Below are 24416 nucleotides of genomic sequence, written 5' to 3' on the forward strand. Positions count from 1 at the left end.
AGGGCTGTGCGAGCGGGGGTCACCTTAGGTGTCCGGGCACGAGTTGACCAGTCCCGCACACATGAGCTGATCGCGTGCGGCACACTATGGGCAACCTTGGGGCATTTTTGACACGAATGGACGGTTCTCCATGAGGGTTGGGGTGGGTCGTCGTACTGCTTCGCGCCTGTCGCTGCTGGTCGTGGCGGCTGCGTTGGTGGTCGCCGGGTGCACGTCGTCGCCGAGTGACCCTGGTGCGTCCGGGCAGGGCGGTGCTCCTGAGGCACCCGCGCCCCCGCCCAAGCCCGTCCAGCTGGTGCTGAGCCCGTCGCAGGGGGCCGCCGAGGTGGGTCCGGGGGAGCCGGTGACCGTGGCGGCCACCGACGGCAAGGTGACCGAGGTCAAGCTCACCAACGCCGAGGGCAAGGTGGTGGCCGGGCAGGTCAAGCCGGACGGCACCGGCTGGCAGGCCACCGAGCCGCTGGGCTACGGCAAGTCGTACACGCTGAACGCCACCGGCGTCGGCACGGACGGCAAGCCTGCGACGTCGACCTCGACGTTCACCACCGTGGCCAAGCCGGCCAAGCAGACGACGGTGTCGATCAACGCCCAGGACGGCGAGACGGTCGGGGTCGGCATGCCGCTGGTGTTCACGTTCGGGATGAAGATCCCGGACAAGGCGGCCGCGGAGAAGGCGCTGCAGATCACAGCGGAGCCGGCGACCGAGGGGGCGTTCCACTGGTTCAGCGACCAGTCGGTGACCTGGCGGCCCAAGGACTACTGGCGCAGCGGCACGAAGGTGTCGGTCAAGGCGGCGGTGTACGGCAAGAACCTGGGCAACGGCATCTACGGCAAGGAGGACCGGACGGCGAACATCACCATCGGCGACAAGCTGGTGGCGGTCGCCGACGGTGCGACCTTCCGGATGAAGGTGCAGGTCAACGACCAGCAGGTGCAGGACTTCCCGATCTCGATGGGCAAGAAGTCCAGCAGCACGCCGAACGGCACCTACACCGTGATGAGCGAGCACAACGGCTACACCATGGACTCCAGCACCTACGGCGTGCCGACCGACAGCGCCGCTGGGTACCGGACGTTCGTGAAGTACGCGGTGCGCATGTCGAACAGCGGCATCTTCTACCACTCGGCGCCCTGGTCGGTGGGGTCGCAGGGCAAGCGCAACGTCAGCCACGGCTGCATCAACCTCTCCACCGAGAACGCGAAGTGGATGATGGACAACTCGAAGAAGGGCGACATCATCACCGTCCAGAACGGTGGCTCGCAGACCCTCGAGGCCAGTGACGGCTGGAGCGTCTGGCAGATGTCCTGGGACGAGTGGAAGGCCGGCGGCAAGAAGAACTAGCACAAAGCGACCCAGCGAAAGGCCGCCTTCACCAAGAGGGGAAGGCGGCCTTTTCGCTGGTCACCACACAAAGCAACCACGCAGTCAGGGCGAGAAGCTCGCACCGTGGGGGGTTCGGGGGGCTCGGCCCCCCGGCGACATGACGAAACCCCGCCTGAGGGAAAGGAGGCGAAGCCTCCTGAACAGGCGGGGCCGTGGGGTGAGTAACGGGACTCGAACCCGCGACATCCTGGACCACAACCAGGTGCTCTACCAACTGAGCTATACCCACCATGCGAGTCGCTCCTGCGGAGCACCTCGGCTTGGCTATCGTACCGTGCCCTCGCGCGGGGGCTGAACCGGGTTATGGCCTGTGCTGTCGCAGCACGTCGGTGGCCACGGCGCGGGCCTCGTCGCTGGTCGGGCCGGGCTGGGGGACGAAGGCGATGCGGCGGTAGTAGTCCAGCTCACCGATGGACTCCCGGATGTCGGCGAGCGCGCGGTGGGCCAGGCCCTTCTCCGGCTTGGCGTAGTAGATCCGGGGGTACCAGCGGCGGACCAGCTCTTTGACCGAGGAGACGTCGACCATCCGGTAGTGCAGGTGGGCGTCGAGTTCGGGCATGTCCCTGGCGAGGAAGCCGCGGTCGGTGGCGATGGAGTTGCCCGCGAGCGGTGCGGCGCCGGCGTCGGGGACGTGTTCGCGGATGTAGGCGAGGACCCGCTGCTCGGCTTCGGCCAGGGTGACGGTGGAGCGCCTGACCTCCTCGGTGAGGCCGGACTTCGCGTGCATGTCCCGGACGACCTCGGGCATGCTGTTCAACGCGGTGTCGTCGGCGTGGATCACCACGTCGAGTCCCTCACCGAGGATGTTCAGCTCGGAGTCGGTCACCAGCGCCGCGATCTCGATGAGGGCGTCCTTCGCCAGGTCCAGCCCGGTCATCTCGCAGTCGATCCACACAAGACGGTCGGTCACCGGAGCACCCTAACCCTTCGCGCCCGGTTTCCCGGGCGCGACCTGCGGGAGTCAGGTGTTCTCGAGTTGCTCGGCGATGGTCTTGGCGTCGTTGATGGGGATGGCGAAGCCGATGCCGATGCTGCCGCCGTCGCCGGGGGAGTAGATCGACGTGTTGATGCCGATGACCTGGCCCGCGGCGTTGACGAGGGGGCCGCCGGAGTTGCCGTGGTTGATGGCGGCGTCGGTCTGGATGGCGGTGTAGCTCGGGCCGCTCCTGGTGCCGGTGCGGTCGTAGGGTGACTGCTGCCGCTGGCCGTTGAGTTCGGCGAGGTCGCGGCCGGTGGCGCTGACGATGCCGGACGTGACGGTGTTCTGCAGGCCGCCGGGCGAGCCGATCGCCACGACCTGTTCACCCACCTTGACCTGCGAGGAGTCCCCGAGGGTGGCGGCCTGCAGGTTCGTGGCGCCCCTGGCCTTGAGCACGGCGATGTCGGCGGCGGTGTCGGCGCCGAGCACGTCGGCCGAGTACCGCGTGCCGTCGGCGAGGGTGACGGTGACCGGCCCGGTCGCGCCCTGGACGACGTGGGCGTTGGTGAGGATTTTGCCGTCCGGGGTGAGGATCACGCCGGAGCCGATGGCCTGGCCGTTTCCGGTGCTGACGCTGATCTGGACGACGCTGGGCAGCACCTTGGCGGCGACGCCACTGACGTCGGTCCCGGTGTTCAGGCTGGCTGTCTGCGCGGTCGCGGTGGTGGACGGCGAGGTGCCGGTGGCCGGCTGACCGGTCCAGTCGACGAGCGCGGCTCCGCCGACACCGCCGACGAGCGCCGCGGTGACTGCCGCGGCTGATGCGATCACGGCCGTGCGGCCGCCCCTGCTTCGTTTCTCGGTCATGGTCCCAGCGTGGGCTTCGTGGCTGGGAACCAGCTGTGAGCTTGGCTGCGAATTACCTGAGAGTCGCCAGCACCGCGCTCGTCAGCTTCGTCGTGCGCCTGCTGGCGGCGGCCCACGCGCTCGTCGCCGGGTGCTGGGTGAGCACCGCGACGAGGTAGCGCTCGCCGACCACGCCGGTGGTGTGCAGGATCTTGCCGGTCCGGCAGCAGGACCAGCCCTGCTTGACGGCCCATGGTTCGTCGCCCGCGGCGTCCGGGATGCCGAAGTACTGGTCGAATCCGTCGGAGGACCCGGTGGGGGTGGCTTCGCGCAGTGCCGCCAGTACGGTCTCCCGGGCGGCCTCGTCGACGTCGTCGTAGAGGTGGCGATAGATCGACACGACGTCCCGGGCGGTGGTCCTGGTGTCGCCCCAGCGGCCCGGGTCGGCGGGCGGCTGAGTGTGGGCCAGGCCCATGCGGTCGGCCCATCGGGTGACGATGCGGACGTCACCGTGCCGCATCCACAGCGCGCTGGCGATCTGGTCGTCGCTGCCGGACAGCATGCGCCGGACCGGGCCGGGCGCGTCGCCCCGTTCGAGTGCTTCGAGCGCGATGAGCAGTTTGACCAGGGAAGCCGACGTGAACTGGCGGTCCGCGGACTCGGTGAGCACCAGGTCGGCGCGTTCGCGGTCATAGACGGCGACGCCGATGGTGGCGTCGCCCGCGGCGGCGGCGAGGTCGGGTGGTTCGACCGGCTCCGGTCGCGGCGTGGACGGTGTCCCGGTGGGTTGTGTCGTCGTCGGCCGGTCCGCGATGGCGTGGGGTGCCCTGGATGCGGCCGGGTCGTCTGCCCCGACAATGAGCATGGCCACGACGGCACCGGTCACGAGCCCGGCGGCGACGGCCCAGCGTGCGGCGATCATGGCCCCTGAATGTGCGTCGCCGTTCCGGCGCTGCCGGTGAGTGATCCATGTCACTGATGGGGGACGCTCGCACGGGCTACGGACAAGTGCGTGCGTGACAGGAACGATCGGCCGGCGTGCGGAGGTGGGGATGACGGTGCCGTCCGTCGGCAGTCCCGCGGACCATCCCGACCTGGCCGGTGCCGACCCGGGCACGGCGTTCGCGCGGCTGTTCGACACCTATGCGCCCCAGCTGCGGGGCTACCTGGCTGGGCGGGTGGGTTCCGACGCGGCCGAGGACCTGGTGGCGGAGACCTTCCTGACCGCGATCCGCCGCAGGGTGACCTACGACCCGGCCGCGGCCTCGGTCCGGGGCTGGCTCTACGGCATCGCCACCAACCTGCTGCGTAACCACGTCCGCCGGGAGATCCGCGGCTACCGGGCGACGGCACGGGCACGTAACCGGCTGGTCGAGCAGGCCGATCCGGCGGACGCCGTCGCGGTGTCCAGAGTGGACGCCGAGACCCAGATGCGCAGCCTGGCCGGCGCGCTGGCGCGGCTGCGGGCCGAGGACCGTGACGTGCTGCTGCTGTCGTCGTGGGCAGGGCTGGAACCCGGTGAGATCGCCGTGGCGCTGGACATTCCGGCGAGCACCGTCCGATCGAGGCTGCACCGGGTCCGGCACAAGCTGCGTGCGCTGCTGCCGACCACTGACGAATTCGGGGATGACCAGAATGGCTGATGAGCTCGACGACGCACTCCGCCGCCTGCGTGCCGAGCACGACGACGGTCCGGACGACCTGTCCGCCGTGCGGGCTCGGGTGCTTGCCGCGGCGGAGCGCGGTGAGCCGGTGCTCGGGCCGCGGCGCAGGCCGCGCTGGGCCGTGGTCGCTGTCGCGGCCGCAGCTGCCGTACTGGTGGCCGGGGGTGCCGTGGTGGTGCTCGCGCCGTCAGAGCCACGACCGGAAGAGGTCCAGCCCGCCGCTCCTCCACAGTGGACAACGGCCTGGCAGGTGCTGGACGCGGCCGCGGTCGCGGCGAGGCGCCCGGCGCCGCCGCGGGTCGCCGGTTACCGCTGGGTGGAACGGCTGCGGCGGGAGATCAAGCTCGAGGGTCCCCGCTGGTCCAGTCCCACCGCCATCGAGTACGCCCAGCGGGAAGAGGTGTGGGTTCCGGACGAGCCGACGGGACTCTGGCGGCTGAAGCGCACGCAGGTGGCACCGCCCCGGCAGGTCGGCGGCGGCCCGCCGGCCACGACACCGGTGGGCGCGGTCCCTGCCACCGGCGAGTGGACCGCACCCTGCGGGCGTTTTCCGCCTGACGGCTCGTTCGACAGCAACTGCGACGTGATGCGGGTGGAGGCCGACCCGCGGTACGACTTCGCCCCGGGCCCGCTGCGGCAGCCGTTCACCAAATGGCTGCACAAAACCACCAGCGTCCTGGGAACCGACCCGGTCGGCCGGTTCCGCGTGGCGGCCGAGGTGCTCACGCGTGGTCTGCTGCCGCACGAGCACCTCGGCGAGCTCTACCTGGCGATCGCCGACATCCCCGGGGTGCGAGTGGCCGACGGTGAGGTTCTGCTCGAGGGCCAGTACGGGGTCGCCGTCGGTATTACGGACGGGCAGGTGGAGCGCCAGATCGTCGTCGACCCGGCGACCGGGCGGTTCCTCGGCGAGCGCAAGGTGGCGATCGGTCCCGAGGCCGCGCCGGGGTTGGCGCCGGGCACCGTGCTGTCGTCGGTCGCGGTACGCACCGGCTCGGTCGATCAGCTCGGCAAACGCCCCGGTTAGTCGAAGAACGCCGGAACGTCGAGTGCGCCGCCTGCCGCGTCGAACTCCGCGTGCACGGCGGCCCGCAGCTCGGCGTCGCCGAGGTAGTCGGCGGCGGTGAGCGCCAGCCCGACCGCGCCGTCGACGACCGCGCGATCACCGGACGGCGAGCCCGCCGCCGCGGCGAAGTCGGTGGTGTGCAGGGCGACCGTCGGCTCCGATACCGCGATCATCGGGTGGATCGCGGGTAGGCGGTAGCTGAGGTTGCCCAGGTCGGTCGAGCCGGTCAGGAACGCCGGGATCACGCCCGGCGGCAGCGGCTTGCGCCCGCACGCCTGCTGGTGCACCGACCAGCGTCCGGCCAGCGCCGTGTTGAAGCGGATCGGCAGGTAAGCGGGCTGGGCGTCCCAGTGCAGCTCGACGCCGCAGCCGGTCAGCCGCGCGGCGCCGTGCGCGATCTCGGTCATCCGCTCGGCCAGTACCTTCAGCGTGGCCGGGTCGGCCGAGCGCAGGTAGAACAGCAGCGCGGCCCGGTCGGGTACCACGTTGGGCCGCGATCCGCCGTCGGTGAACACGCCGTGCACGCGGTCGGTGTCGGGCAGGTGCTGGCGCAGCGCGGCGACGCCCTGGTACGCGGTGACGGCGGCGTCGAGCGCGTTGCGTCCCATGAACGGCTGGGCCGAGGCGTGGGCGGCGACGCCGTGGAACACCATTTCCAGCTGCCGCCTGCCGAGGAACGGGTGCAGGGCGATGTCGTGGCTGAACGGGTGCAGCATCACCACGGCGTCGACGTCGTCGAACACCCCGGCCCTGGCGAGCGTTTCCTTGCCACCACCGCCTTCCTCGGCGGGGGTGCCGATCAGCGACACCCTGCCGCCGAGCCGTTCGGCGACCGTCGCCGCGCCGAGGAAGCCGCCCGCTGCCGTCGCGCAGATGATGTTGTGCCCGCAGCCGTGCCCGATCCCGGGCAGTGCGTCGTACTCGGCCAGCACCGCGATGTGCGGGCCGTCGCCGGGGGTGGACGTGCTCAGCGCCGTGTCCAGCCCGCCGACGCCGATCGTCACCTGGTGGCCGTGTCCGCGCAGCAGCTCGGCCAGCGCCGCGACCGAGCGGTGTTCCGCGAAGCCTTCCTCGGGGTGCGCGTGCAGGTCCTGGCTCAGCTCGACCAGTTCGGCCGCCCGGTCCCGCACCGTGGTCTCGACCTGCTCGCGGGTCTGCTCGTCGACCCCGGCGTGGTCGGAGCCGAGCGGCTCGGCCGCCGCGACGGCCTCGGCGGTGGCTTCGGTGAGGGAACGCAGGAACTCGTCGCTCGGGGGAACCGGGTGAGATGGCGTCATCGCCGCATCCTAGTTCCGGAGCGCGGGCCCCAGTTGCTCGATCACGCGAGCCTGCTCCGCGAGTGACGCGCCGAAGTTGCCGTAGACGATGACGTGGTCGGCTCCGGCGTCCAGGTGCTCACCGATCCTGGCCGCGACGGCTTCGGCGTCGCCGTGGGCGAACGCGGCGTCGACGACCTCGTCGGTGCCGCCGTCGGCGAGGTCGGCCCTGGAGTAGCCGAGGGCGGCGAGGCTGCGTTGCTGTGGCGAGTCCGGCATGGTGAACAGCGGCGAGCTGCGGGCGGTCACGCGGGCGGATTCGGGGTCCGGGTCGAGGATCGCCGAGACGCCGACGACCAGCAGCTTGTCCGGCCCCAGGTGGTCGCGGGTCTGCTTGGTGTGGGCGACCGGGAGGCTGCTGGGCAGCGCGCCGTCGGCGTGGTCACGGGACAGTTCCAGCATCCTCGGGCCGAGCGCGCCGACGATGGTGGGGAACGGGATCTCCGGCCGGACCGTGCTGTCGGCGGAGGCACGCATGGTCTCCAGGTACTCGCGCTGCGCGGTGACGGGGCTGGCCGGGAACGTCTGGCCGCTGGCCTCGACGACGAACCGGTGGCTGACGCCGACGCCGAGCACGAACCGGCCCGGGTGGGCGTCGGCGAGCGTCGCGGCCGCGGCCTGCATCACGGCGGGGTGGCGGGCCCAGATGTTGGCGACGGCGGGCCCGGCGACGATCGTCTCGGTGGCTTCCAGCATCAGGCTCAGCCGGGTGAACGCTTCGCCGCCGCCGATGCCCTCGTTGGTCCAGATCGAGCCGAAGCCGGCCTGCTCGGCGCGGACGGCGGCGTCCCGCCAGGCCGAGGCAGGCGCGGACGGTCCGGCGAAGGCGAAGCCGAGTCCGACACGGCCGAGCCGCTGCCTGGCGTGCTCGACGGCTAGGTTGGCGGTCATGGGTCCTCCTGTCCTAAACGGGGCGGGCGCCCCGCTTAGGACTATACGGAACGATCGCCCCGGTTAGCCACGGGGTGAGGCAGGACTGCGCGCGATGACCGAGCCGAAACCGCTGCGTGCCGATGCCCGGCGCAACCGGGAGCGGGTGCTGGCGGCCGCCCGCGAGGCGTTCGCGTCCGACGGGCTCGCGGTGCCGCTGGACGAGATCGCGCGCAGGGCAGGCGTCGGCGCGGGCACCGTCTACCGGCACTTCCCCACGAAGGAGGCGCTGTTCGAGGCGATCGTGGTGGACAACCTGCGCGTGATGGCGGACCAGGCACGCACGCAACTGGACGCGGCCGACCCGGGCGCGGCGCTCATCGGCGTGCTGCACTACATGGTGGAGCGCGGCTCGGGTAACCGCGCGTTGTTCGAGGCGCTCAACCAGGCGGGCTCCGACAGTACGGCGAGGGTCGGGGCCGAGGTGCTCGACGTGCTCGGCGACCTGCTGGCACGGGCGCAGGCGGCGGGCCGGATCCGGCCGGACCTCACCGCGCGGCAGGTGAAGGCGATGCTGGTCGGGCTGAACGCCGCCGTCGAATGGCTGGGCGACGTCACCGCGGAGGAGCGGCGGCTGCTGGTCGACCTGGTGTGTGACGGCCTCGCCACCCATTGATCACGCTGGATGCGTGGGATACTGCGACGGCAGTTGAGTGAGGAAGGTGGGCGTGATGACCGTGACCTGGCCCGACCACCTGCTGACTATCGACGACTGGGCGGCGCTTCCCGAGGACACGAGGTTCCGGATCGAGGTCGTCGAAGGAGTCCTGGTCGTGGCGCCCCGCCCGATGTCGTTCCACCAGCGGGCCGTGACTCGGTTGAGTTACCTGATCAACGAACAACTTCCGCAGCCCTACTCGGCACTGTCCGAGGTCGATGTCGTTGTCGAGGAGCGGCCGCTGACCGTGCGGGCTCCGGACGTGATCGTGACGACGACGGCGTTGGCGGACACCAACCCCGCTCGTTTCGCTGCCGCCGATGTCCTGCTCGCGCTCGAGGTGCTGTCCGAAGGCAGCGTGCGGACCGACCGGGTGATGAAGTTCGCCGAGTACGCCGAGGCGGGGATTGACCAGTACTGGATCGTGGATCTGGACGCGCCGGTGAGCCTGACGGCGTTCCGGCTGGTTGACGGGGCTTACGAGAACTCCGGCGAGTTCACCGGTGAGGCGGCGCTGCCGTTCGACGAGGTGACGCTCTCGCTGGACCTGGAGGCTCTCACCACCAGTCGCGCGCAGCGTCCGTGACGACCGTGACCTGGCCCGACCACCTGCTGACCCTCGACGACTGGGCGGCGCTTCCCGAGGACACCAGCCGACGGTACGAGCTGGTCGAGGGGGTGCTGCTGGTGTCGCCGAGGCCGGCTGCCCTGCATCAGCGAGCCATGTGGCGCCTGGCGGCGCAGCTGGAGCCCGGGCTCCCCGGTCGCTGGGGTGTGCTGACCGAACCCGAGTTGGTGATCGAGTCGCGCACGCCGGCGTCCGTGCGGGTGCCTGACCTGGTCGTCGTACAGGCCTCCGGCATCAGCGAGGACCGCGTGCGGTGGGAGCCCGACGCCGTCGCGATGGTCGTGGAGATCCTGTCGCCCGGGTCGTTGCGGACCGACCGGGTGATGAAGTTCGCCGAGTACGCCGAGGCGGGGATTGACCAGTACTGGATCGTGGATCTGGACGCGCCGGTGAGCCTGACGGCGTTCCGGCTGGTCGACGGGGCCTACGAGAACTCCGGCGAGTTCACCGGTGAGGCTGTGCTGCCGTTCGACGACGTGACGCTCTCGCTGGACCTGGACGCCCTCACCACCAGCCGCGCGCAGCGTCCGTGAAGGGGGCACTCACGGCATGAGACGCCGTGAGGGCCCCCTTCACGGCAGGGCGTCAGCGGTTCAGGTGCTTCGGCAGCGGCGGCCAGTGCAGGCCGCGGTCCTCGGCCAGCCGCCTGGCCAGGTGCGCCCAGCGGTCCGGCCGGACGGTGCCGGCGGGGGCGGCCGGGTCGATGCCCGCGGCCTTGAGGACGCCGTGGGCCCTGCGGCCGGCGAGCACGGCCGACATCGCCTGACGCGCGGGCAGCCGCGGTGCTCGGTACGCGGCGGACAGCACCGTCCACAGTGCACGTTGCGCGAGACCGGACAGCGGCTCGCCGCGGCGGATGGTCAGGTGTGCCGAGGCGACCTTCGGCGCGGGGCTGAAGCAGCGTGGCGGGATCCGGTCGACGAGGTCCAGCTCGAACCGGGCCGCCCACCAGGCCGCCTCCAGGTCGCGGGGCACGGCCGCGGTCACCCGCTTGGCGAAGCCCCACTCGACGATGATCGCCGCCCGGCTCAGTGCGGTCCTCGGCGGCGTCAGCAGCCGCCGGAACAGCGCCGTCGACACGGCGTAGGGAATGCTCGACACGACAAGAAAAGCCTTACGTGGCAGGGGAAAGGTCCGGACGTCACCGGGGATGACCTTGACGTTGCCGCTGTCCGACATGCGAATGCCGAGGCGGCGGACGAACTCCGGGTCACGCTCGACGGCGATCACCCCGGCACCGGTGCGGGCCAGCGGGGCGGTGATCGCGCCGTGGCCTGCACCGAAGTCGACGACGAGGTCGCGTTCGGTCACCTCCGCCGAGCGGACCAGCCGGTCCGCGACGTGGGCCGCGGCGAGGAAGTGCACGCCGGACGGGTTCGGCGGCGGGTGATTCTTGGCAGGCTGAGATGGCCCGTATGCGGGCATGGGTCGCTCCAGTCATGAATGCGGTGGAGCGCGCGGTTGGTCGGCACGCGCGCGGGACTGCGTCATGACGTAGCGACAGGCAGCACAAATTACGGTGTCAGTGCACCGGAAATCTCAGCGAAGAAAAGCAGACAGCCGCTACGTCAGCGCTCGAAACGAGGCCGGAAGTAGCCGGTCACTGCTGCTGCGAAACATGCCATACCCGGACCGTAACACGGGCGGCAACCGGTTTTCCGGGCTGGCGTCACACCGATCCGACCCCCGGTGTGGTGGGGTGGCCGGGTGGAAGGGTCACAGGTCTGGGAGCTGTTCGACGCGCAACCCGATCCGCCGGGCCCCGTCGCCCTGATCACCGGCGCGGCGGCACTGGTGCTGGTCATCTCCGGGTCGCCGTGGCGGCTGGCCCGCAACCTGGTGACGATCGTGCACGAGGGCGGGCACGCGCTGGTCGCCCTGCTGGCCGGACGGCGGCTGCACGGCATCCGCCTGCACTCGGACACCTCCGGGGTCACCGTCTCCCGGGGCAAGCCGACCGGGCCGGGCATGGTCCTCACCTCGCTGGCCGGCTACCCGGCGCCCGCCCTGCTCGGCCTGGGCTTCGCCGCGCTCGTCGCGGCCAACCGCATCTCGGTGCTGCTCACCGTCGCCGCCGTGCTCCTGCTGGGCGTGCTGGTGATGATCCGCAACGTCTACGGCGCGTTCACAGTCGTGCTCACCGCCATCGCGCTCGGCTGCGTCGCCTTCCTCGCCCCACCCGGCGTGCAGGCCGTCGTCGTGTACTTCATCACGTGGTTCCTGCTGTTCGGCGGCGTACGGCCGGTGTTCGAGCTGCAGGCCAAACGCCGTCGCGGAGCGGCGCGGGACTCCGACGCCGACCAGCTCGGCAGGCTGACCGGCGTACCCGCCCTGCTGTGGGTCGGGATCATGCTCCTGGTCGCGCTGGGCAGCGTGTTCGTCGGTGGAAGCTGGCTGATCGAGCCCGCGCTGAGCTGAGCAATAGACTGGGCCCCTGCCGAGCCGGAAGGTGACCGAGGGTGTCCGAGAACGCTGTTGCCAGTGTCAGCGAAGCCGTCGAACAGTGCGCGCGTGCCGCCAAGCAGGCCGCGCCGAGCCTGGCCACGGCCCCGGACGACGCCATCGACGGCGCCCTGCGCTCCATGGCGGACCGGCTGCTGGCCCACCGCGACGCCGTGCTGGCGGCCAACGAGGCGGACGTCGCCTCGGCGAAGGCCGACGGCATGAGCGCCGGGCTGCTGGACCGGCTCACCATCACCGAGCAGCGGCTCACCGGCATGGCCGACCAGCTGCGGCTGCTCGCCGGCTCGCCGCACCCGGAGCGCTCGATCGACGTGTCCACCTTGGACGGAGGGCTGCGGCTGGTCGAGCGGCGCCGCCCGGTCGGGGTCATCGGCGCCAACTACGAGGCTCGGCCGAACGTGACGGTCGACGTCGCCTCGCAGCTGGTGAAGTCGCGCAACGCGGGCGTGCTGCGGACCGGCTCGGCGGCTCTCGGCTCGGCCACGAGCCTGCTGACCACCGTCGTCGCCCCGGCGCTGACCGAGTTCGGCATCGACGCCGGCGCGATCCAGCTGGTCCCGCGCCCCGAGCGGGAGGCCGCGGCGGCGCTGGTCGCGCAGCCGGACCTGGTGCCGCTGGTCATCCTGCGCGGCAGCGGCGACAGCACCCGGTCGCTGGCACTGGAGGCCGCCCGGCACGGCGTGCGTACCCTCGCCCACGCCGACGGCGGCGGCGTGCTCTACGTCGACGAGGCAGCCGACCTGGAGACCGTGCGCACGCTGGTGACCGGCAGCCTCGACCGCCTGGGCGTCTGCAACCGGCTGAACCTGCTGCTGGTCAACGCGAAGGTGTACGACCGAGTGTGGCCGGTGGTGTCGGCCGCGCTGGCGGAAGCCGGTGTGCGGGCGTCGCTGCCGCCCCACGATCACCCCATCGGGTACGAGTGGGCGCTGGACTCCGACCGGGAGGCCACCGTCACCGTGTCCACTGTGGACTCCCTGGTGGAGGCCGCGCGGGTGGCCAACGAGCAGACCTCCGGACTGGCCGCGGGAATCGCCACCGAGGACGCCGCGGCGGCCGAGGAGTTCTTCGACGCCTACACCGGGACCGGCGTGTTCTGGAACGCGCCGACCCGGCTGCTGGACGGCTTCAAGCTGCTCGGCGTCCCGGAGACCGGGATCAACCTGGACCGGGTGCCCGGCCCGCGCGGCCCGGTCACCTACACCGACCTCTACGTGCGTCAGTACGCGGTGCTGCCCGCTCGTTAGTGGGTCGGCAGGCGTTCGGTCGAGCCGTCGGCCAACGCGGTCGCCACGTGCTCGATCCCGGCGCGGATCAGCTCGCCGTAGTCGCCGTCGGGCAGGTCGGCGACGCGCTCGCGGGCCGCGTCCAGGTGCCGCCGGGCCGGGCCGAACGCGCCCAGCCTGCGGTAGTCGTCGGCCAGGTTCAGGTGTAGTGACGGGTAGAAGCCGCGGACCCGCAGCGCCCCGTCGTGCCGCTGCGCGCGCTCGTCGGTGAGCGTGTCCGCGGCGTCCAGCGCGCGGATGTCCCAGGCCAGCGACTCGGCGGCCTCGTCGTGGACGTCGGCCAGGTAGTGGGCGAGCGTGCAGCGGTGCAGCGGGTCGCCGGCGACGCCGATCCTGTCCCACAGCTCAAGCAGCCGCTGCCGGTCACCGGCCCGCATGGCGGTGGCGATCGCGGTCATCGTGTCGTCGGTCATCCGGCGACCGTCCTTGTCGGGTCGAGGGTGGGCATGGCGAGGGTGGTCAGGTCGCCGTCGGTCGCGGAACGCACGACGACGGGCTGGTCCGGTCCGGTGATGTCGAGCATCACGTCCGGTCCGATGCTGGTGCCGACCGCCGCCCGCAGGATGTGCGGCTGGAACGCGACGCGGACGCGCCTGCCGTCGACGGTCGCGGCGATCCGCCTGGACGGCTCACCGGTGAGGCGGGCGCGCAGGCCGGTGGCGTCGGCGGTGAGCACGACGGTCTCGCCGCCGTGCCGCACGACGTCGAGCAGCGCCTCGCGGCCCACCAGCACCCTGGTCGACGCCGGCGTCAGCGCGTCGAGAACGGCGCGGTAGTCGGGAAAGTCGCCGTCCACGACGCCGCAGTCCCTTGACTCGCCGGACATCGCGGTCAGCGACAGCGCCCCGGCCGCGGGTGCCAGGGTGACCCGGTCCTGCTCCCGCAGCCACGGCACGGTCCGGGCCAGCGCGGCGGCGTCGAGCACAGCCGCGAACTCGCCACCGGCCTGGACGGGGGTGAGCGCGCGGGTCGACAGGCGGTACCGGTCGGTCGCGGTGAGCACGGCGGCGCCTGCGTCGGCTTCGAGGAGAACCCCCGCCAGCACGCCCTCGGCGCCTGCGGCGGGCGTCACCTGCTCGACCGCCGCCGCGAGCACCGGACCGGCCAGCACCAGACCCGGCGGGAGCAGCGAACGCTTGACCACTTCGGCCAGCTCAGCCGCGCGGTCGGCCCGTTCGCGCAACGCGTCCACGTGCCGGTCCAGTAGCTGTGCGGCCCGCGCCGGGTCGGCGTCGAGGATCCGTGTCACGTCCGGCAGCGGAACGTCCAGCTCGCGTAGCCGGCGAATGGCGATGGCACGTTCGCGCTGACTCGCGGAGTAGTACCGGTAGCCGGTCGCGGTGTCGACCGAGGCTGGCGGCAGCAGGCCGCAGTCGGCGTAGAAGCGCAGCGCGCTGGGGGTCAGCCCGCTGGCCCTGGCCAGGACCCCGATGGTGATCAGTTCGTCGCTCACCGGGCCATCATCGGGTCTCAACCAACTCGAAGGTCAAGACACGGCGCGGCGTGTGGGATGCGGCACGCGCGGTACTCGCCCGGGCAGGCCGAGAAGCACGTGAAGGCCACCTTCACCACGTCACACGTAATGAAGGTGGCCTTCACGAACTCGAAGGTCAAGACACGGCGCCGAGCAGTTCCTCCACCGCCGGGTCGTCGACGGCTTCCTTGATGCACTGCCACAGCTCCAGGTTGGCCAGCGCCCACCGGGAGTAGGACTCGGCCGCCTCCGGGTTGTAGAAGTAGTACCCGTCGTCGTGCACCTCGCGCTGCTCGCCGACGATCTTGTGGGCCAGCTCCCGCAGCGTGATCCCGTTCTCCGTCAGGTACCGGTGGGCCAGCATGACGGGCGTGATCGGCAACGCCTTGAACAACGTGTCGGCGTCGCTGAGCGCCTGCGCCTCCAGGCTGATGTCCGGACCGCGGTTGGCCATCTCCGCCTCGTCGACGATGGCGTCGATCCGCCGGGCCACCGCGTCGGGAACCCCGGCTTCGAGCAGGATCTCCATCCGCAGGTCGCGGCCCTCGGCCGCGGCCGAGTTGCGGCGCACCAGGTAGTTGACGTCGTGCACCAGCGCTGCGGCGGCGACCACCCCCTGGTCCGACCCGTTGTGCCGGGCGAACCCGACGGCCTTCTCCCGCACGAAGCTCACGTGGTGCCAGCCGTGGAACGGCAGCTTGGCCGCGTACGCCCGGCACAGGTCGTGGACCCTGGCCTCGATCACCGCCAGGGCACCGGGCGACACCGTGTCGAAGGTTGCCGATATGACGTTGTCTCGGGCGTGCATGAACCCCTCCATCCCGCTGGACGAAAACACACGCGGGTGGAGTGATGGTAAACGCCTGAGAGGCGAAATGCTCCTATAGGGTGGCCAAAAGCTCCCCCAACCGAGTCTCGACCGGGACATGCTTCTGACCCGTTCGGGTGACGGGGTCGTAGGACAGGCTCCATTTGTTCACCGGTCGTGACTTCACCAGAAAAGTCATCGTCCGGTCACTGGCCTTGGGAATCCGGTGGAACTCGTGGGCCAGCAGGGTCCCGCAGGTGCCCGCGGGATAGACGTCGCCGGTGCTGAGCACCGCCGAGGTCACCAGCCCGGAATCCTCGTCCAGCGTCGTGTCGTACCGCTCGTGCAGATAGCTGCCCCGCAGAATCGTCGTGCAGAAGTGGTACCTGTGGTTGTGCACCGAGTCGGCGTAGCCGGGACGCCAGTCCTGCTGGCGCTTGTACTCGTGCAACCAGAACGAGAACGGCTCGGCCGGCTCGTCGCGCAGGCACCACGCGAAATGGGTCGTGGTCTCCCGCGACCTGGCGACCAGTGCCTCCGCCTCCGCGGCTGGCAGGTCACACAGGTGGGTACGTAGCTGCTCACGCAGCCCGGGGCGGCGTACCCAGCGGGTGAACGGTTCGGCGACCGTGCGCCAGTGGTCCGGTAGGGGCGCACCCGTGGCGGTGATGGCGTCAGCCAGCTCCGCCAGGGCGGACGGACGGGTGGGCACGACTATCAGCTCCCCAGTTCGGCAGCGGTGGAGAATTCCTTGCGGAAGGCACGGAATTTGCCCTCCAGTTCGTGGAACTGCTCCTCGGACAGCGGTTCCCCGGTGATCTTGGTGAACAGGCCGAGAAAGTCCTGCCGGGTGGTCTCCGGGGTGATCTGGAAATGCCTCGCGGCACGCGAAACACATGTGCGTAGGAGTTCCGCGCGCTGCATGTTGTAGATGAACGACCCCTCGGAGAAGCGAAGCGTCCGGGGGTACAGGGTGGTGGCCGACCTGGCGTCGCTGTACAGCGTGATCCACACGCTGTCGTCGAAGATCTCCAGCCGGTCCAGCGGCGGGTCGTCGACGACGGTCAGGTCGATCCTCGTGCACCGGCTCCTGGCGTGGTACAGGCCGACCAGGCCCACCCGCACCTCGTCGTGCAGCCGCTGCTGGATGTCGTCGTAGTCGGCTTCGGCTCCCTCCTTACGCAGCAGATACCGTGCCCTGCCGCTGATCGTGGTCGCTTCCCTCGGGTCGGCCAGCACCGCCCGCATCTCCCATTCGGCGTGCGAGTGCAGCAGCCGCGCCGCGGCGTGCCGTCCGGCGAAACCGCGGAACAGGTACTGCCTGCTGCGGGCGAGATCGGCCATCATCAGCTCGTTGAACTTCGGATCCGGCTCGCTCGTCGCCTCGAACACGTGGGTGGGAAAGAACTCGCTGTTCAGCGATCTGTATTCGGCACTGAGTTCGTGTAGTGCCTTCTTGCTTTCCTCGATTACCGGGGCAACCAGCGCCCGCTGGGACGCGGCCGCGGTGATCAGTGTCTGCCCGAAACCGACGACCGCTGAGATCATCGTTCCGGTACCGATGGCCTGGACGAAGTTCTTCCCGTTGCCGGGGTCCATTCCGCCGGCCAGGAACAGGCAGGTTCCCGACACGACGATCAGCACAGCCAGTAGCAGGCTGGTGCGGGTCCAGAAGATCTCCTGGAGCGGGTTGGTGCGGATGCCCCTGGCGTCCGCTGGCACGAGGTCACCTCCTCTACTTATGCCCTGGGTCGCAGAGCTGGGGAGGACGCCCAAACAGGGGGAAGCTGAGAGTGTCCATTCGAGTGCGCGCAGTTACTCTACGCGCGGCGTGCCGTAGGCGAAATCAGATATTTGGGGGATGTGCCTGGGGCCCCAAATCGTCACTCCGGGTAATTACTGGCACGCGGTCGTCGTAGTGCGTAAGGCCTTAACCGACTGTAGCCCCGGACCGACACCGCGCGCCGCGGCCGTAACTCGAACGCCGGATCGCCTGCCAGCTCGTTCGCCAGTTCCCGGTCGACGAGGACCGTGCCGGGCTTGGCCACGGATGTCAAGCGCGCCGCGAGGTTGACAACGGGACCGTAGACGTCGCCGAACCGGCTCAGGATCCGCCCGGCGGCCAGGCCGGCTCGCACGGCGGGCAGCGACTCGTCGTCGGCGGCCCGTTCGGCCAGTGCCAGCCCGATGGCCGCGCCGTCGGCGGCGGCGTCGGCCACGAACAGCACCTCGTCGCCGATCATCTTCACGATGCGGCCGTGGTGCTCGCCGACGACCTCGGTGGCCAGCGACTCGAACGCGTCCAGCACGGAGTCCAGCTCGGCTTCGCCGAGCCGCCGGGTGAGCCGCGTGTAGCCGACCATGTCGACGAACCCGACGACCTCCGTGCGGCCCTCCTGCGTGTCGTCCTGGCCGGCGAACGCCCGCCCGGCGTAGGCCGCGAGGTGGCGGCGCCAGACGAAGTTCTGCACCCGCTCCAGCTCGGGCAGCAGCCGGTCGACGAGCCGGGTGATCCGCCGGTCGTCCGCGGCCAGCTCCGGGTTCTCGGTGACCAGGCTCCACAGCAGGTCGACCTGCCACTCGGCCAGCCTGGACAGGTGCTGCCCGAGCGCGCGGGTCACCGCCGTCTCCATGGCGGCGTCGACGAGGCCGGACCGCACCAGCTCGTCGGCCGTGCGGACGGCCTCGACGTCGGCGTCGGTGAACACCACCTCGTCGTCGGCGACCGTGGCGAACCCCAGCGCACGCCACAGCCTGCTGGCGCGGACCTCCGGCACGCCGGCCTTCTCGAACACCTGCAGGCGGGTGTACTTGCGGCGGCCGCCGAGCAGGGTCCGTTCCAGTCGCTGCTGCAGGGCCGAGCGGTCGGTGTCGGCCACCGGTGTCAGGTCGTGTGCACGATGAGGACGTCGACCCCGGACTTGCGGGCGACCTCCGACGGCACCGAACCCAGGATGCGGCCGGTGAGCGTGTTCAGGCCCCGGTTGCCGACCACCAGCAGGTCGGCCGAGTGGTCCTTGACCACCTTGCGCAGCGACTCCACCGGCTCGCCGCGAACCGGAACCGTCTCGATCTTGGCGGCACCGGCCCTGGCGGCCCGGTCGCGTGCGGTGAGCAGGGTGTCCTCGGCCGGCGCCGAGCCGACCACCTGGTAGGCCTCGTCCCGCAGCACGTCCTGTGCCTTCTCGACGTCGCTCCGGCTGGCCGGGTAGTAGGCACACGCGATGACCAGGGTGGCGCCGGAGTCGGCCGCGACCGCCGCCGCCTTGTCGACGGCGTTGAACGACGAGTCGGAGCCGTCGGTGCCGACGACGACGGTCTGGTATGCGCTCATGGTGTCTCCCGCTTCTGCGAAGGCGGCGAGCTACCGGCCCGCCGGCTCAGTGTGAGGTGGTGTGGGGTTGGGGTGACGGCTTGGCCTTCTTCGCGGGCTCGGCCTCCTCGACGGTCGCGTGCAGGACGCTCTCCGCCTCGGCGAGGACCGACCGGGCCGCCTTGACCTGGTCGGCGATCGTGGCCCGCAGCCTGCGCAGGGCCTCGACGCGCTCGACGGCGTGGTTGATCCGCCGGTTCGCCTCCTCGGTGGCCTCCTTGACCCGGCGGTGGGCCTCGTCGGAAGCTTCGGCCAGCCGCGCGTTGGCCTCGGTGGTGGACGCCTGCTTGCGCTGGTTGGCCTCCTCGATCGACTGGCGGTTGCGCCGGGCGATCTCGTCGTTCGCGCGCTTCTCCTCCTCGGCGACCCGCTTGCGGATGGCGGCCGCTTCCTCGGTCGCCTCCCGCACCCGGCGTTCCGCCTCGGCCTTGCTCGTCGCCTCCTGCTCGGCGAGCGTCCGCATGGCCTCGGTACGCCGCGCGGCCATGGCGATCTCGAAGTCCTCCTCGACCTGGGTCCGGCGCTGCTCGGACTCGCGGTCGAGCCGGTCGCGCTCCTCCTTGGCCTTGCGGGTGATCGCCTCGGCCTCGGCGCGGGCCTTCTCCAGGACGCCGCGGTGCTCGGCCTCCATGGCCTGCCTGCGCTTGTCCAGCTCGGTCAGCTGCTGCTCGTACTCCGAGCGCAGCGCCGCCGCGTCCTGCTCGCCCTTGGCCCGGATGTGGCTGGCCTCCGCCTCGGCCCTGGCCTTGGTGTCCGACGCCTCGTCCTGCGCCAGCCGCAGCATCCGCTGCAGGCGCTCGGACAACCCCTCCAGCGTGGTCGGCGGGAGGGACAGCCGCTCGACCTGGCCACGCAGGTCGGCGATCTCGTTGCGGGCGACCTCCAGCTGCCTGGCCAGGTCGCCCGCCTGTGAGATGGCGGCGTCCCGGTCCGAGGTGAGCATCTTCAGGTCGGCGTCCAGTCGTTCCAGGTGCTCGTCGACCTGGGCACGGCTGTACCCGCGCTTCTCCACGTCGAAGCCGGCTCCCAGTGGGACGAGTTCCCGTTCGTCGCCAAGACTCATCGCTCCACCCTATCGGTGCGTCGGCCGGGCGGGGCAGCAGCACGTCAGGCCCCGCGGTACCGCATGATCTTTTCCAGGTGCTTCTCGCGTAGCTGTCCGTCCCGGACGCCGAGCCCTTCCTCGGGTGCGAGACACAGCACCCCCACCTTGCCCTGGTGTGCGTTGCGGTGCACGTCCAGAGCGGCCTGGCCGGTCTCGGTGAGCGGGTAGCTGCGCGACAGCGTCGGGTGGATCAGACCTTTCGCGATGAGCCGGTTGGCCTCCCAGGATTCGCGGTAGTTGGCGAAATGTGAACCGATGATCCGCTTGAGGTTCATCCACAGGTACCGGTTGTCGAACTGGTGCAGGTAGCCCGACGTCGAGGCGCAGGTGACGATCGTCCCACCCTTGCGGGCGGCGTAGACGGACGCGCCGAACGTCTCCCTGCCCGGGTGCTCGAACACGATGTCCGGGTCCTCCCCGCCGGTCAGCTCCCGGATCCTGGCGCCGAAGCGCTGCCACTCCGACGGGTCCTGGGTGTGCTCGTCCGACCAGAACCGGTAGCCCTCGGCCGAGCGGTCGATGACCAGCTCGGCGCCCATCTTCCGGCAGATCTCGGCCTTCTCCGGGCTGGAGACCACGCAGACCGGGATCGCGCCGCCGTTGAGCGCGTACTGCGTCGCGTAGGACCCCAGGCCGCCGGACGCGCCCCAGATCAGCACGACGTCGCCCTGCTTCATGTCCGCGCCGTTGCGCGAGACGAGCTGCCGGTAGGCGGTGGAATTCACCAGCCCGGGGGATGCTGCCTCCTCCCAGGTGAGGTGGTCAGGCTTCGGCATGAGCTGGTTCGCCTTGACCAGCGCCAGCTCGGCGAGGCCGCCGAAGTTGGTCTCGAAGCCCCAGATGCGCTGCTCGGTGTCGAGCATCGTGTCGTTGTGCCCCTCCGGGCCTTCCAGCTCCACGTTGAGGCAGTGCGCGACGACCTCGTCGCCGGGTTTCCAGCTGTGCACGCCCGCGCCGGTGCGCAGCACGACGCCGGCCAGGTCGGAGCCGACCACGTGGTACGGCAGGTCGTGCCGCTTGGCCAGCGGCGAGAGCTTGCCGTAGCGGCGGAGGAACTTGAACGTCGGCAGCGGCTCGAAGATCGACGTCCACACGGTGTTGTAGTTGATCGCGCTGGCCATCACGGCCACCAGTGCCTCGCCGGGCCCCAGTTCGGGCGTGGGCACCTCGTCGACGTGCAGTGACTTGCGTGGGTCCTTCTCCTGGCTGGGCAGGCCGGCGAACATCTCGACCTCGTCGGCTCGCACCGTGACACCCCGGTAGCCGGCGGGGACCGGTAGCGATCCCAGCGCGTCGAGGTCGTCGGAGAGGATGGCCTGCTGGATCTGCTGGATCTCGCTCATCGGGCGGTACCTCCGCGCTCTCGGTGGCGTAGGGGCAGAAAGCTACTTGCGAGTAACGAGGAACTCCACTGTACGAGACGGGGCGCACGATGTCTTTTCGGACACAGTTTTGACCGGCCGGCCAACCAAGGCGCACCATGGTGGTGGACCGCGAAACACACGGTTCCCTGATGGAGGTGATCAGAATGAGCGAACACCGCGACACGATGGTGCGCCCCTGGGTGAGGCCGCATGACTGGGCCGAGGTCGTACTCGGCGTGCTGGCCGCACTGTCGCCACTCGTCGTGGCCACCGACATGGCCACGGCCTGGACGCTGGTCGTCCTCGGCGTCCTGATCGCGGTGGACGGGCTGGTTTCGCTGGCCATGCCGGGGATGGTGTACGGCGAGGGCATCCAGATCGTGCTGGGTGCGCTGCTGTTCATCGCTCCCTGGGTGATGGGCTACAGCGCGATGACCGGGGCTTCGTGGACCTCCTGGGTGATCGGCGTCCTGACGGTCATCGCAGGCGCGGCCGCGTTCCCGGTGGCCAGCACGGCGCACAACCGCATGGCTGGTTCACACTGAGCCTTCTGTCCTCGCTTCGCCCGGACGCGGTCGGGCCCCCTTGGTCGACGTCTTTCCTCCTCGCCGTCGGCCGCTGAGCGGCCTTGGGGCTCGTCAGTCCAGACGCCGACGGGCCCGACCGTGTGCGGGTCGGCCCGTCGGTGCGGCTTTGGTGGGCTGGAGCCGGTTAGGTTGGGACGGTGGCACGTTCAAAGTACGACTCCTCGGCACGCGAGCGAATCCTCGCCGCGGCCGAGGAGTTGTTCGCGCAGCACGGGTTCGACGCCACTCCGACGTCGCGCATCGCGGCGCTCGCCGAGGTCCCCAAGGGGCTCGTGCACTACTACTTCAAGCGCAAGGCCGACCTGCTGACCGCCCTGGTCGAGCGGCTGCCCGACGAGCGGGTCGAGCCGGCGCGGGTCGTCGTCCCCGGGGACCTCGCCGAGAGCCTGCGCAGGCTCGTCTCCGAACTGGACCGCAGGCTGTCCGCCTCGCGCATGCTGTCGCACCTGCTCTGGCGGGAGGCCGACACGCACGACGCGGTCCGCGACGCGCTGCAGGACCGGTTCCAGGTTCTCGTCCGCCAGGTCCGCGCGGTCATCCTCGCCGCGGGCGTCGGCGGGCTGGCGATGGCCGACGTGGACAGCGCGGCCGGACTGCTCGCGCTGGCGGTCAGCTACCGGCACTCCATGGCGCGGCACGTCGAGGTGAACGGCGCCGACGCGATGGACCGCGAGCTGACGTTCATCGCCGACGCCCTGAAGTCCCGCTCGCGACACGAGTGACCGATCGGCCGCCGATCGGTTGATGCGGTGGCGTGGCCGGTAGCTGTAGACGTTCGGACGTGTACGAATACGCGGAGTACGACAGTGAACCGTCGCCGTGGACCATCGTGGCGATGGCTCAGCTGCTGGTGATCGGGGTGAGCCTGCTGGCCATGGTCGGCGGGTTGGTGGCGGTCTTCGCCGTCGACGGGCCGGTCGGGTGGATCGTCATCGGCGGCAGCCTCGTGATCGTGCTGTGCACGGTATGGCTCGTGGCCAGGCTCGACGTCCCCGGCCGGATGAAAGCCGCCCCGGTCCCACCCGCTCGGGTCAGCGGGCTTGCCGAGGAACACGGTCTCGGTGAGCACGTGATGACCCGGAAGGGCCAAAATCCCTTCGCCATGTTCGCGCTGGTGCCGTTCCTGCTCGTCGCGCCGCTGCTGCTGCTGGTGCTCATGTTGTGGCTGCTCAGCCTGCTCGGGCCGGCGCTGGCGGGCGTGACGACCAAGGCCGCCGCGCTGATCTTCCTGGTGGGCGCGGTGCTGGTGCTCGCGGGACCGGTGCTGTCGCTGGTGGCCCTGATCGTGACTCCCAAGAAGGTGGTGCGTACCCACCTCTACCACGGTGGTTTCGTCCACTGGGTCAACGGCCGTACGCAAGTCGTGCGGTGGGCCGACGTCCGGTCGGTGTCGGCGGTGCTCGGCCGGAGCAACCTGAACCCGCCCGAGCTGGTCGCCTACCGGGTGACCAGGGCCTCCGGCCGCGACATCCGGATTCCCGGACGCCGGGAGGTCATCCGTGACCCGTTCGCGTACCACCTCGCCGCGGTCGCGAGGGAGAACGGTGTCTCGGTGGATCGTGCGGTCGACGCCCGCTGGGCAGGTCACCCCGCTCCCCGGCGCGGGGCCGCGGAGGACGCTGCCCCCGCCTAACCCGAAAGGCGGATTCCCGGCCCGGCGCTGACCGTGAGACTGTCACAACACAGCGTGAGTACGTGGCAACCGGTCACCACCGGGCGGAGGTCGGGAATGACTGTGCGGCTGCGGGCCGGGGTGACCCCGGTGGCCTGCGACCAGGGACTGCTCCTACTGGACACCGACGTCGGGCGGCACTTCCAGCTGAACGAACCCGGCGCGGCCGTGCTGACGGCCATGCTCGCCGGCGACGACGTCGAGGCTGCCGCCTGCAGGCTCGGCGACGGGGACCGCGCACAGCGCGAGGAGGACGTCCGCGCACTGCTCGCGCGGCTGACCACCACCCGCCTCGTCGAGCCCAGGGAGCCGTCCGAGCCCTGAGCCGTCAGTGGCCGGCGGCGGGCTCCACGAGTTCGATCAGCACCCCGCCCGCGTCCTTCGGGTGCACGAAGTTCACCCTGCTGCCCGCGGTGCCCCGGCGCGCCTGCTCGTAGAGCACCCGCAGCCCCTTCGCCCGCAGCGCCGCCGCGGCCGCGTCCACATCGGACACCCGGTAGGCCAGCTGCTGCAGCCCGGGCCCGCTGCGGTCGATGAACTTGGCGATCGTCGACTCGGCGTTCAGCGGCGCGAGCAGTTGCACGGCCGGGCCGTCCGGGTCCCCGGGAGCGTGCAACATGGCCTCTCGCACGCCCTGGTCCTCGTTGGTCTCGGTGTGCGTGGCCCGCAGGCCGAACGTCGTCGCGTAGAACTCGATCGCCGCGTCGAGATCGGGCACGGCGATGCCGACGTGGTCGATGGTGCGGACGAACGGCTCCAGCGCGTCATTCATGCCCGGCAGCGTAACCACCCGGGGCCGTGCGGCGGGTCACACTCATTCGGTTCAGACAGCTGAAACACCGGTATCGTCGATCCGACCGCCGTCGTTCGTCC

General features: G+C 70.7%; 27 protein-coding genes, 1 tRNA gene and 1 pseudogene. 12 read left to right on the plus strand and 17 right to left on the minus strand.

The window, feature by feature from the left end; genetic code table 11:
- The first annotated feature begins 130 nt into the window (after nt 1-130).
- Nucleotides 131-1342: a L,D-transpeptidase gene (locus EWH70_RS33670; protein WP_130479637.1), complete on the plus strand. Its 1212-nt coding sequence runs from the start codon at nt 131-133 to the stop codon at nt 1340-1342.
- Between the two features lie 195 nt (nt 1343-1537).
- On the opposite strand, the gene EWH70_RS33675 is transcribed toward EWH70_RS33670, so the two are convergent.
- The 4 genes and pseudogenes from EWH70_RS33675 to EWH70_RS33690 all read right to left on the minus strand — a co-directional run bounded on the left by EWH70_RS33675 (nt 1538) and on the right by EWH70_RS33690 (nt 4071).
- A tRNA-His gene (locus EWH70_RS33675) sits at nt 1538-1613 on the minus strand.
- A gap of 72 nt (nt 1614-1685) precedes the next feature.
- The gene (gene orn, locus EWH70_RS33680; protein ID WP_130479638.1) at nt 1686-2294 is read right to left on the minus strand and encodes an oligoribonuclease; all 609 of its coding nucleotides are present in this window, start codon (nt 2292-2294) and stop codon (nt 1686-1688) included.
- 51 nt (nt 2295-2345) lie between these two features.
- Nucleotides 2346-3185 (minus strand): annotated as a pseudogene (locus EWH70_RS33685) (S1C family serine protease); the annotation flags it as partial.
- 37 nt (nt 3186-3222) lie between these two features.
- On the minus strand, nt 3223-4071 hold the full coding sequence (locus EWH70_RS33690; RefSeq protein WP_130479640.1) for a serine hydrolase: 849 nt from the start codon (nt 4069-4071) through the stop codon (nt 3223-3225).
- A 130-nt stretch (nt 4072-4201) separates the two neighbouring features.
- Between EWH70_RS33690 and EWH70_RS33695 the strand changes: the two genes are divergently transcribed.
- Together EWH70_RS33695 and EWH70_RS33700 are read left to right on the plus strand one after the other, a co-directional pair.
- Nucleotides 4202-4792 carry an RNA polymerase sigma factor gene (locus EWH70_RS33695; RefSeq protein ID WP_130479641.1) on the plus strand — a complete coding sequence of 197 codons (591 nt, stop codon included), beginning with the start codon at nt 4202-4204 and terminating at the stop codon, nt 4790-4792.
- Entirely contained in the window at nt 4785-5840 is a 1056-nt protein-coding gene (locus EWH70_RS33700; protein ID WP_130479642.1) for a hypothetical protein, read from the plus strand. The genes EWH70_RS33695 and EWH70_RS33700 overlap by 8 nt, the downstream gene beginning before the upstream one ends.
- Here EWH70_RS33700 and EWH70_RS33705 read toward each other — a convergent pair.
- Nucleotides 5837-7156 (minus strand): M20 family metallopeptidase, encoded by a 1320-nt coding sequence (locus tag EWH70_RS33705; protein WP_130479643.1) that lies wholly within the window; start codon nt 7154-7156, stop codon nt 5837-5839. The genes EWH70_RS33700 and EWH70_RS33705 overlap by 4 nt on opposite strands.
- A gap of 9 nt (nt 7157-7165) precedes the next feature.
- Entirely contained in the window at nt 7166-8086 is a 921-nt protein-coding gene (locus tag EWH70_RS33710; protein WP_130479644.1) for a TIGR03620 family F420-dependent LLM class oxidoreductase, read from the minus strand.
- Nucleotides 8087-8180: 94 nt separating this feature from the next.
- Between EWH70_RS33710 and EWH70_RS33715 the strand changes: the two genes are divergently transcribed.
- From EWH70_RS33715 to EWH70_RS33725, 3 genes are read left to right on the plus strand one after another with little or no spacing between them, the layout of a single operon-like run.
- Nucleotides 8181-8741: a TetR/AcrR family transcriptional regulator gene (locus tag EWH70_RS33715; RefSeq protein ID WP_130479645.1), complete on the plus strand. Its 561-nt coding sequence runs from the start codon at nt 8181-8183 to the stop codon at nt 8739-8741.
- A gap of 55 nt (nt 8742-8796) precedes the next feature.
- Complete coding sequence (locus EWH70_RS33720; protein ID WP_130479646.1) at nt 8797-9369, plus strand: Uma2 family endonuclease; 573 nt, start codon at nt 8797-8799, stop codon at nt 9367-9369.
- Nucleotides 9366-9944 (plus strand): Uma2 family endonuclease, encoded by a 579-nt coding sequence (locus EWH70_RS33725; protein WP_130479647.1) that lies wholly within the window; start codon nt 9366-9368, stop codon nt 9942-9944. The genes EWH70_RS33720 and EWH70_RS33725 overlap by 4 nt, the downstream gene beginning before the upstream one ends.
- A gap of 52 nt (nt 9945-9996) precedes the next feature.
- On the opposite strand, the gene EWH70_RS33730 is transcribed toward EWH70_RS33725, so the two are convergent.
- Nucleotides 9997-10836, minus strand: coding sequence for a ribosomal RNA small subunit methyltransferase A (locus EWH70_RS33730; RefSeq protein WP_240687371.1), 840 nt, complete (start codon nt 10834-10836; stop codon nt 9997-9999).
- 282 nt (nt 10837-11118) lie between these two features.
- Between EWH70_RS33730 and EWH70_RS33735 the strand changes: the two genes are divergently transcribed.
- Both EWH70_RS33735 and EWH70_RS33740 read left to right on the plus strand, forming a co-directional pair.
- On the plus strand, nt 11119-11829 hold the full coding sequence (locus tag EWH70_RS33735) for a M50 family metallopeptidase (protein ID WP_130479648.1): 711 nt from the start codon (nt 11119-11121) through the stop codon (nt 11827-11829).
- Between the two features lie 41 nt (nt 11830-11870).
- The gene (locus EWH70_RS33740; protein ID WP_130479649.1) at nt 11871-13121 is read left to right on the plus strand and encodes an aldehyde dehydrogenase family protein; all 1251 of its coding nucleotides are present in this window, start codon (nt 11871-11873) and stop codon (nt 13119-13121) included.
- On the opposite strand, the gene EWH70_RS33745 is transcribed toward EWH70_RS33740, so the two are convergent.
- The 9 genes from EWH70_RS33745 to ccrA all read right to left on the minus strand — a co-directional run bounded on the left by EWH70_RS33745 (nt 13118) and on the right by ccrA (nt 21263).
- Nucleotides 13118-13573 (minus strand): hypothetical protein, encoded by a 456-nt coding sequence (locus EWH70_RS33745; protein ID WP_130479650.1) that lies wholly within the window; start codon nt 13571-13573, stop codon nt 13118-13120. The two genes, EWH70_RS33740 and EWH70_RS33745, sit on opposite strands and share 4 nt — an antisense overlap.
- Nucleotides 13570-14613, minus strand: coding sequence for a DNA polymerase III subunit beta family protein (locus tag EWH70_RS33750; protein WP_130479651.1), 1044 nt, complete (start codon nt 14611-14613; stop codon nt 13570-13572). Before EWH70_RS33750 ends, EWH70_RS33745 begins: the two co-directional genes overlap by 4 nt.
- 157 nt (nt 14614-14770) lie before the next feature.
- Entirely contained in the window at nt 14771-15442 is a 672-nt protein-coding gene (locus EWH70_RS33755) for an HD domain-containing protein (protein WP_240687372.1), read from the minus strand.
- Nucleotides 15443-15515: 73 nt separating this feature from the next.
- Nucleotides 15516-16154, minus strand: a complete 639-nt coding sequence (locus EWH70_RS33760; RefSeq protein ID WP_130479652.1) for a hypothetical protein — start codon at nt 16152-16154, stop codon at nt 15516-15518.
- A gap of 5 nt (nt 16155-16159) precedes the next feature.
- A complete protein-coding gene (locus EWH70_RS33765) occupies nt 16160-17164 on the minus strand; it encodes a hypothetical protein (protein WP_130479653.1) in 1005 nt (334 codons plus the stop codon).
- A 161-nt stretch (nt 17165-17325) separates the two neighbouring features.
- On the minus strand, nt 17326-18321 hold the full coding sequence (locus EWH70_RS33770; protein WP_130479654.1) for an adenylate/guanylate cyclase domain-containing protein: 996 nt from the start codon (nt 18319-18321) through the stop codon (nt 17326-17328).
- Between the two features lie 5 nt (nt 18322-18326).
- A complete protein-coding gene (locus EWH70_RS33775; protein WP_130479655.1) occupies nt 18327-18776 on the minus strand; it encodes a universal stress protein in 450 nt (149 codons plus the stop codon).
- A 46-nt stretch (nt 18777-18822) separates the two neighbouring features.
- Nucleotides 18823-19878, minus strand: coding sequence for a coiled-coil domain-containing protein (locus EWH70_RS33780; RefSeq protein ID WP_240687373.1), 1056 nt, complete (start codon nt 19876-19878; stop codon nt 18823-18825).
- A gap of 44 nt (nt 19879-19922) precedes the next feature.
- Nucleotides 19923-21263 (minus strand): crotonyl-CoA carboxylase/reductase, encoded by a 1341-nt coding sequence (ccrA, locus tag EWH70_RS33785; RefSeq protein WP_130479656.1) that lies wholly within the window; start codon nt 21261-21263, stop codon nt 19923-19925.
- Between the two features lie 185 nt (nt 21264-21448).
- On the opposite strand from ccrA, the gene EWH70_RS33790 reads away from it, so the two are divergent.
- The 4 genes from EWH70_RS33790 to EWH70_RS33805 all read left to right on the plus strand — a co-directional run bounded on the left by EWH70_RS33790 (nt 21449) and on the right by EWH70_RS33805 (nt 23867).
- Nucleotides 21449-21829, plus strand: coding sequence for an SPW repeat protein (locus tag EWH70_RS33790; RefSeq protein WP_240687374.1), 381 nt, complete (start codon nt 21449-21451; stop codon nt 21827-21829).
- Between the two features lie 179 nt (nt 21830-22008).
- Nucleotides 22009-22593, plus strand: a complete 585-nt coding sequence (locus EWH70_RS33795; protein ID WP_130479658.1) for a TetR/AcrR family transcriptional regulator — start codon at nt 22009-22011, stop codon at nt 22591-22593.
- Nucleotides 22594-22652: 59 nt separating this feature from the next.
- Nucleotides 22653-23504 carry a hypothetical protein gene (locus EWH70_RS33800; RefSeq protein WP_130479659.1) on the plus strand — a complete coding sequence of 284 codons (852 nt, stop codon included), beginning with the start codon at nt 22653-22655 and terminating at the stop codon, nt 23502-23504.
- A gap of 96 nt (nt 23505-23600) precedes the next feature.
- Nucleotides 23601-23867 carry a PqqD family peptide modification chaperone gene (locus EWH70_RS33805; protein WP_130479660.1) on the plus strand — a complete coding sequence of 89 codons (267 nt, stop codon included), beginning with the start codon at nt 23601-23603 and terminating at the stop codon, nt 23865-23867.
- A 4-nt stretch (nt 23868-23871) separates the two neighbouring features.
- On the opposite strand, the gene mce is transcribed toward EWH70_RS33805, so the two are convergent.
- Nucleotides 23872-24315: a methylmalonyl-CoA epimerase gene (gene mce / locus EWH70_RS33810; RefSeq protein ID WP_130479661.1), complete on the minus strand. Its 444-nt coding sequence runs from the start codon at nt 24313-24315 to the stop codon at nt 23872-23874.
- Between the last annotated feature and the right edge of the window lie 101 nt (nt 24316-24416).

The organism is Amycolatopsis suaedae (genome assembly GCF_004214935.1).
GTDB lineage: Bacteria > Actinomycetota > Actinomycetes > Mycobacteriales > Pseudonocardiaceae > Amycolatopsis > Amycolatopsis suaedae.